Source organism: Enterobacter cloacae complex sp. IR5422 (genome assembly GCF_049238165.1).
GTDB lineage: Bacteria > Pseudomonadota > Gammaproteobacteria > Enterobacterales > Enterobacteriaceae > Enterobacter > Enterobacter roggenkampii.
The window spans coordinates 47,287-53,940 of sequence record NZ_JBMKHT010000031.1; the positions used below are offsets into that span (position 1 = coordinate 47,287).

A 6,654-nucleotide genomic window follows, 5' to 3' on the forward strand; every position below is an offset into this window, starting at 1 on the left:
AGTTTTTAAACGACGGTAATGCTGTTACGCAGGTTTACCCACCAGCGCTTTGATGGCTGCCACATCTTCCAGCACACAATCGAAGCGATGGAATGCCAGGAAGGCGGTCTGATCGTACTCAGCATAACGTTCTACCAGGCGTTTAAGCGTCATGTAGGTAATACGTCGCACGATAAAGCGATCGAAATCGCCGAGGAACGCGAATTTTTTACCCGCGGCAATACTGTCAATCGCTTGGTCGATCACATACGGAATATTCAGAATGGTGGCCGGGGTACCGCCTGCCACATCCGGAAGCCACAGCGGGCGGTTCTGCCCATCCACCATCTCCTCGATCACCTGAAGCGTCGAATCATTAAACGCCCAACGGAACTTTGGCCCACCGCGATAAGCCGGGTCGATTGCGTGTTTAAGTTTGTTCATCTCCTGCCAGGTGAACGAGGCAGCTGCGGCAGTATTCACCGTCCCGGAAACTGAAGCCACGAGGCCTTTTGGCTGCACTGGCGTTCCTGCTCCGGTACCCTGAACCAGATATTTTGCTTCACCGCGCCCAATACGCTGACCAATGCGCGACGCCAGATAAGCTTCAATATCAACACCGCTGTCCTGCAGCAACTCGTTTGAAACCTTGATGATTTTGGATGACAACTTTTTGGCACCCAGAATTGCCGTGCCAAACGTCACGTCTTCTTCGGTTGTTTCCGTGTTTTCGCCCAGCAGCTCCCCCTCTTCAGCTGTACCGTCTGATGTTGACCAGGTTATGTCCTGTCCATTGGAGGTGTTGAGGATTTGCGCCACGCTGGCGATGCCACCGTAGGCCTTCATGGAGTCCACAATTTTATTCAACATCTGAGTTGGCACGGTATAACCGCCCTTCGCATCAGGCGTGGTACCCTGGGCGCGCAGTTCTTTAATCGCCTGGCGTTCTTCAGAAGAAAGTTCACCAAAGCCATGACGTAAAAACTTATCGAAGGCTGCAGCTCGACGTTCATCGGGTTTTGCTAGCGGGTTAGCCGGGTCATTACCCAAATTTTGGCGCTGTTCTCCTTCATGGCCATCAATATACGTCTGGTCCTGGCGGCGCAATTCCTCTTCACGCTTAATCCGTTCATCCAGACTATCCAGTTCAGATTTTGCAGCATTCCACTGTGTACGCTGCTCATCGGTCCAGGTGGCATCACCAATTTTTTCGTGCAATGCACGCATATCGGTAGCGATCGTGTTTCGTTTTTGCTTCAGTTCGTGCAGTTTCATGGTTTTTCCTTACGCGTTAAGAAGAGTCAGCAGGCGCTCACGCGCCATTCGTTGGTTAATGGCTTGCGCCAGCGCGCCGCTGTTGCGCGCTTCCTGCCAGGCTTTCATGGAACGAATTCCTGAATCAGCTTCCTGATATGCCGGATAGGTCACCGGACTCACGTCAAAGAGGCGTGAAAAACGGTTAATTTCGCGAATGACGATCCCTTCGTCGTCCTGGTACCAGTTCTCGCCATCATGAGCGATACGGAATGCAAAAGAAGACTGATTGATATCCCCGCGCATCATCGGTGCAAGCACCAGATCGCGAATGGTCTGGGTGTCAGGTGCCGCAATGTCGTAGCGGAGCCCTTTGTCATCGACGCTAACACTTAATGTTCCGGAAGCGCTGCGACCGAGAATAAAGTTAGGGTCATGGTTAAACAGCCCGCGGATATCATCGCCAAGCACATCATCGAATGCTCCGGGTTTGATAATTTCGCGAAATCCCCAGAGGGGCTCAGAGCGGCTGTTAAACACCGATCCGTAACCGATAATGCGCGTGGGTTGCTCCCCCTGCTGTTCGGCACGGACCTCACCGCTGTAACAGCGAGTCTCGCGATCACTCATCGGTTTTATCCTCTTTGGTTTCGGTGGTTTTGAAATTGTCTGCCGGGTTAGCGGCATTGACGCTGACAAGCATTTCATCCAGGCCATCGACTGGGTTCATGTCTTCAAAAGCGCGGGCTTCGTTGCGGCTCATCCAGCCGTCAGTAATGGCGAAGTGATAGAACTGTGCTCGTTCCTGCGGGGTACCGCGTAAAAGCCCCGTGAGGTTAAACCTGACGTAATACCCGGCAGCAAGCTCGGAGCGGGTAAAAAGACGGCGGTTGAGCTCCTGCTCCCAGTTAGTTACCCAGGGCATCATGGAGTAACGGACGAACTGGATGGCCTGCTGAGTAATATTGCTGAAGGTGGCTTTCTCCAGGTCGTTAATCATATGCGCCGGCACGTTAAAAATTCCGGCAATCATCGACCGGTTGAGCTTTGACATATCGATTATCTGGGCATCGATAGGGGAAACTGTCAGCGCCTTATAGTCCAGGTCAGCAGGAAGCAGCATGGTTTTATTTTCCTGGCTGCGTAATGCCTGCGCCGCCTTTTGCCACTGCTCTTTAAGCCAGCCCCAACTTTCTTTTTGGAGCGGTGTTTTGACTGAAACAATCCCTGCAGGTCTGGCATTCCCACTGAAAAAGCTCTCAGTGTATTTCTGCCCGCTCATTCCCATGCCGATAGTTTCAGCATGCTGCATTACAGGACTAAGCCCCATCTTATGGTTATTCCCCAGCGCACGGATGTGAACCATGTCATCAGGGTTAATCGCGAACGCACCTTCTTCGTTGTAAACCCCGTAGATGTATCGCCCGCCGGTATTAATCAGCGTTGTCTCCCACGGCATACAACAATCCAGTGAAGTAATTTCACCTCGACGATCACGTTTTACCCAGGTGTACCCGTTACCCCACCCGAGGATGTGACGCTGCTTTAACTCGCGCCATTTATAGCTGGTCTGCCAGGTATTTGGCTCGTCATGAACAAGATAAAATGCCGGATGGTCCCGCGCAGGTTCAACCTTACCGTTGTGTTTTCGCATGACGTGCAGCGGCATCTGAGCAAGGTTTGATGACAGGACATAAATACAGGCATATACCGCAGCCAGCTTCATAGCTGTTTCAGGACTCACATAAACATCAGCACGAAATAAACCATCGGTATCAATCGAATCACCCGTTATTGGTGTGGATGGGTTCTCCAGTGATTCACTTCTGAATAAGGCATCAAGCAGCACGTTTACCCCCTCTGGCCATAGCCAGGGCGCACAGCACCATTAGCCCACCTGCGAACATGAGTGCCGGGGCAAGACCAAACCGCAGGTAAACCCCGGACGTAAGCAAGCCGAAACCGGCAAGCCCGATAACATCAGTAATAAGTGATTTCATAGAATTAAGAGGTCATCGTCCGGATCAAGTGATGAAAGGAAATCGCCAGGCTCTTTAAGCATTGCCCGACCGACTGCCATTATCAGCGCTACAGCGCCGTCGATTTTGTTTTCGTTCTGCTCCTTGATAGGCTTAACCACGTCATCGTTACCTGGAAGGTATTTCCCGACGACGTTGCTGATACACCAGCTCATGATTGGGTTTCCGTCATGATGAAAACGCCCAGATTCAATAGCTGCCTCAAGCTCTTTCATCGGGTCAGACATATTGGTGTAGTTCTGGATGATCGTGATGGGGTTAAGACCTTCATCTGCCAAATCATGGGAGAGGCCAGTTGCGCCGAACGGGTCTATTGGTGATTCGCTAACCGGGTTGAGTTTGTTCGCTGCTTTGGCTTCTTCCAGAATGTATCGATAATCAACCTCAGCACCATCCGTTACCGTCAGCAATCCCATCTCAACCCATTTCTGAAAACGCTCAGCAGTACGACGGTCTTCATTTTTTTCGACGCTGAACACCGTGTCATAGGGTACCCAGAATCTCGGTGCGACACAGTAGTAATGCGTTTTACCGTCAATCTCCCGCGTAAACAGACGCGCCATGCTGTTCATGTCGAGTTTGCGTGCCAGGTCGAACGCCAGCACGCTCGGCTGTCCCTCAAATTGCTCCAGCGTAAGGGTCTTATCCTCGCAGTTCTGCCACGATACAAGGTTAAAGAAAGCTGCTCGGGCAGCAACCCAGATGTTGAGGTGCTTCGTTTTGAACACGCCAGCCTGACGGGCATTATTGATGGCTCGCTGTTGCTGGCTGAGCAAAAAATCACGGTAGACCGACACGCCCATATTTGGGTTTGCTTTCTCCAGTACCTTTGGATCGGTCCAGTCATCGCCTTCATCGACCGTGTAGATAACCCCGAATAATTCTTCGTTCGGTACCGTACTGCTCAGCATCTCTATCACTTCCCGCCTTTTGTCGTAGCACGGCCCCTCAATGTTGTAGCCTGCCGTGGTGATAGCCCACATCAGCGGCTGGCGGCGAGCGCCCATACCTGTCAGCATTGTGGTGTAAAGCGAATCAGTCGGGTGTTCATGATATTCGTCGACAATGGCACAGTGTGGTGAAGCCCCGTCGCCGGGGTTGCCAATAAGCGGCTCGAAGCGTGCACCATCCTCCGGACGGTTCAGGTTAGAAGCGTTCACCTCTATACCAAACGCCTCCACCAGCAGCGGCGTGCGTTTGCACATGAGGCGCGCTGGTCTGAATACTTCCCATGCCTGTTTTTCAGTCGTGGCACCGGAATAAACCTCTGCCCCGAATTCGTTGTCACAGGTAAAGCAAAATAGCGCCACCCCAGCAGAGATAGCCGATTTACCGTTCTTACGCGGTATTTCCGTGTAGACCTCACGGAAGCGACGAAGCTTAGTGCCTTTTTGTACCCAACCAAATGCGCAGCAGACAATGAACAATTGCCACGGTTCCAGGGTGATCGGCATCCGCTTAAACGCCCATTCGCCTTTGGTATGCGGCAATAGTTGAATAAACTTTGCGGCTTTCTCCGCCATATCCTTGTCAAAGCGGTATCGGAATTTTCGGCTCTTCTCCTGGGCCATATCGTCGATATGACGCTGGCAGGCCTGAATGACAAACTGGCACGCCGGGACTTTACCCCGCACAACGTTGCGGGCGTACTGATTCGCGGCGTTAACGTTAGGGTACGATTTCCGGCTCATGAGTTGATCATCTTCAGGAATGGGTTTGAGGTTTTTTTCTGACCGGCCATACCGATCAGACGCTGGCGGCTACTCGGATCAAGCCCCAGCATTGAACCGGTAGAACTCATCTCCGATTCCTGTTCTTTCTTGGCTGTAAGTTCCGGGTTCTTAATTTTTCCACCCATGGCCCCAACGATTGAAAGGCCATCACGGGCGATGTTTTTGACAGCACGACGCCAGAACTCGTATGCCACACACCAGCGTTCCAGCACCGCAAGATCGGTTACACAGAGGAGACCCTGCCCGCATAATTCTTTCGTGGTCAGTTCCCACATGACGGCGGCCATCGGCATACCATCGTCTTCGGAAAACCATTCCGGGGGTTCAACGCCTTTAATGGGTGTGAAAACTGGTTCTTCTTTATTAAGGGCTCGCTTGCCGGGGTTACCAGCCAGCTCCTTGCGCGCCGTTGGCTTGGGGCGACGCCCGGAACGCCCCGTCGTTCCAGCCATAAGCGACACTCCAGGTTAAATTTGATTTTTCGCGGGTAAAAAAATTCGAGGAGGCGGGCAGTCCGGAAGACTCAGGGTTGCAGAGATTTGACCTCCCCCTCCCCTTCGCTCATCTTAAATAACAACAATTCTCACCTGTGACCTTCTTTCCCGGTCTTGGTGGCGTGACATGCCCAGCACAGGCTCTGCAGGTTGGCATCATTGTCTGTACCGCCCTGTGCCTTCGGAATAATATGGTCAACGCATGACGCCTGCTTAACAATCCCCTGCTTGATATGGCTCTGACACAGACCATTGTCACGCTTTAGGATGCGCGCACGGATAATCTCCCACTTAGTGCCATATCCTCTCTGCTGTCTGGTTTGGCCTGGCTTATATTGGCGCCAGCCTTCAGCTTTGTGGGAAAAGCAGTAACCTGTTGAGTCTGTTGTAGTGGAACGGCAGCCGCGAACACGGCAGGCTTTTGGTGTGCGCGGAGGCATATTAGCTCCAATAAAAAACCGCCCGTGGGCGGTTTAGACGTTAATCACCATAGTGATCGTCGCAGTAGTAGTGATCTCCTAAAGCATGAGTTGCAACTTTATCGCAATGATCACACTCCTGACCCCTAGGAACTCTGTCGAAATCATCATCTTCATCGTCTTCAATATCATCGCCATACTCAGCAAACATTTCATCACCCTCTTCTGCTTGACCAAAGGCGAGTATAAAACTCTTTAGATGCATAATCTATTATCAAACCCCCAGCGGATGCCACTGGCTTTAAGGGATGTGGTGGATAATGCTGATCTACCGCTTTGAGGCTTAACGATCTAGGTATGCGGTGCCAAAAGAACGAGCGGTCACGCCATTCACCCTTGGCAATTTCACCACAAATTCAACATTATCAAAGGCACTCAATGAACGCCTGCTTTAACCTCTTTCAGAACGTATGTATGCTGGTGCATCGTTTTTGCAATCCCGATCCGCGAGGAAATGACGCAGGAAGAAGCATACTGGACACCTTCAATAGTGACCTGCATTTGATTTTCCTTTAGCGCGTAAACCTGTCACACGGCAAAGCTGGCGAAAGTTAAGGAAGTTGCGATTAAGTGGTCCGCAGCTCCCGATATGACGCCCCAAACCGTCCTTTATCGACGTCCTGTGGCTCAATTTTCCAATTTTCAGCCCAAAATCGTCTCTTCGTGGCTGATTTTG

Annotated in this window: 8 protein-coding genes; all 8 read right to left on the minus strand. The window is 51.6% G+C overall.

What is annotated here, in order from left to right; translation table 11 throughout:
* Nucleotides 1-24: 24 nt before the first annotated feature.
* Nucleotides 25-1,254 (minus strand): phage major capsid protein, encoded by a 1,230-nt coding sequence (locus ACOTXT_RS15410; protein WP_063929920.1) that lies wholly within the window; start codon nt 1,252-1,254, stop codon nt 25-27.
* 9 nt (nt 1,255-1,263) lie between these two features.
* Nucleotides 1,264-1,863, minus strand: coding sequence for an HK97 family phage prohead protease (locus ACOTXT_RS15415; protein ID WP_063929921.1), 600 nt, complete (start codon nt 1,861-1,863; stop codon nt 1,264-1,266).
* A complete protein-coding gene (locus tag ACOTXT_RS15420) occupies nt 1,856-3,082 on the minus strand; it encodes a phage portal protein (RefSeq protein ID WP_228861452.1) in 1,227 nt (408 codons plus the stop codon). Before ACOTXT_RS15420 ends, ACOTXT_RS15415 begins: the two co-directional genes overlap by 8 nt.
* 147 nt (nt 3,083-3,229) lie before the next feature.
* The gene (locus ACOTXT_RS15425; protein ID WP_421625344.1) at nt 3,230-4,963 is read right to left on the minus strand and encodes a terminase large subunit; all 1,734 of its coding nucleotides are present in this window, start codon (nt 4,961-4,963) and stop codon (nt 3,230-3,232) included.
* Nucleotides 4,960-5,457 (minus strand): phage terminase small subunit P27 family, encoded by a 498-nt coding sequence (locus ACOTXT_RS15430; RefSeq protein ID WP_063616953.1) that lies wholly within the window; start codon nt 5,455-5,457, stop codon nt 4,960-4,962. Before ACOTXT_RS15430 ends, ACOTXT_RS15425 begins: the two co-directional genes overlap by 4 nt.
* 131 nt (nt 5,458-5,588) lie before the next feature.
* A complete protein-coding gene (locus ACOTXT_RS15435; RefSeq protein ID WP_074168478.1) occupies nt 5,589-5,939 on the minus strand; it encodes an HNH endonuclease in 351 nt (116 codons plus the stop codon).
* A 40-nt stretch (nt 5,940-5,979) separates the two neighbouring features.
* The gene (locus ACOTXT_RS15440) at nt 5,980-6,183 is read right to left on the minus strand and encodes a hypothetical protein (RefSeq protein ID WP_154816492.1); all 204 of its coding nucleotides are present in this window, start codon (nt 6,181-6,183) and stop codon (nt 5,980-5,982) included.
* A gap of 279 nt (nt 6,184-6,462) precedes the next feature.
* A partial coding sequence (locus ACOTXT_RS15445; RefSeq protein ID WP_421625345.1) for a hypothetical protein occupies nt 6,463-6,654 on the minus strand: 192 nt, incomplete at its 5' end.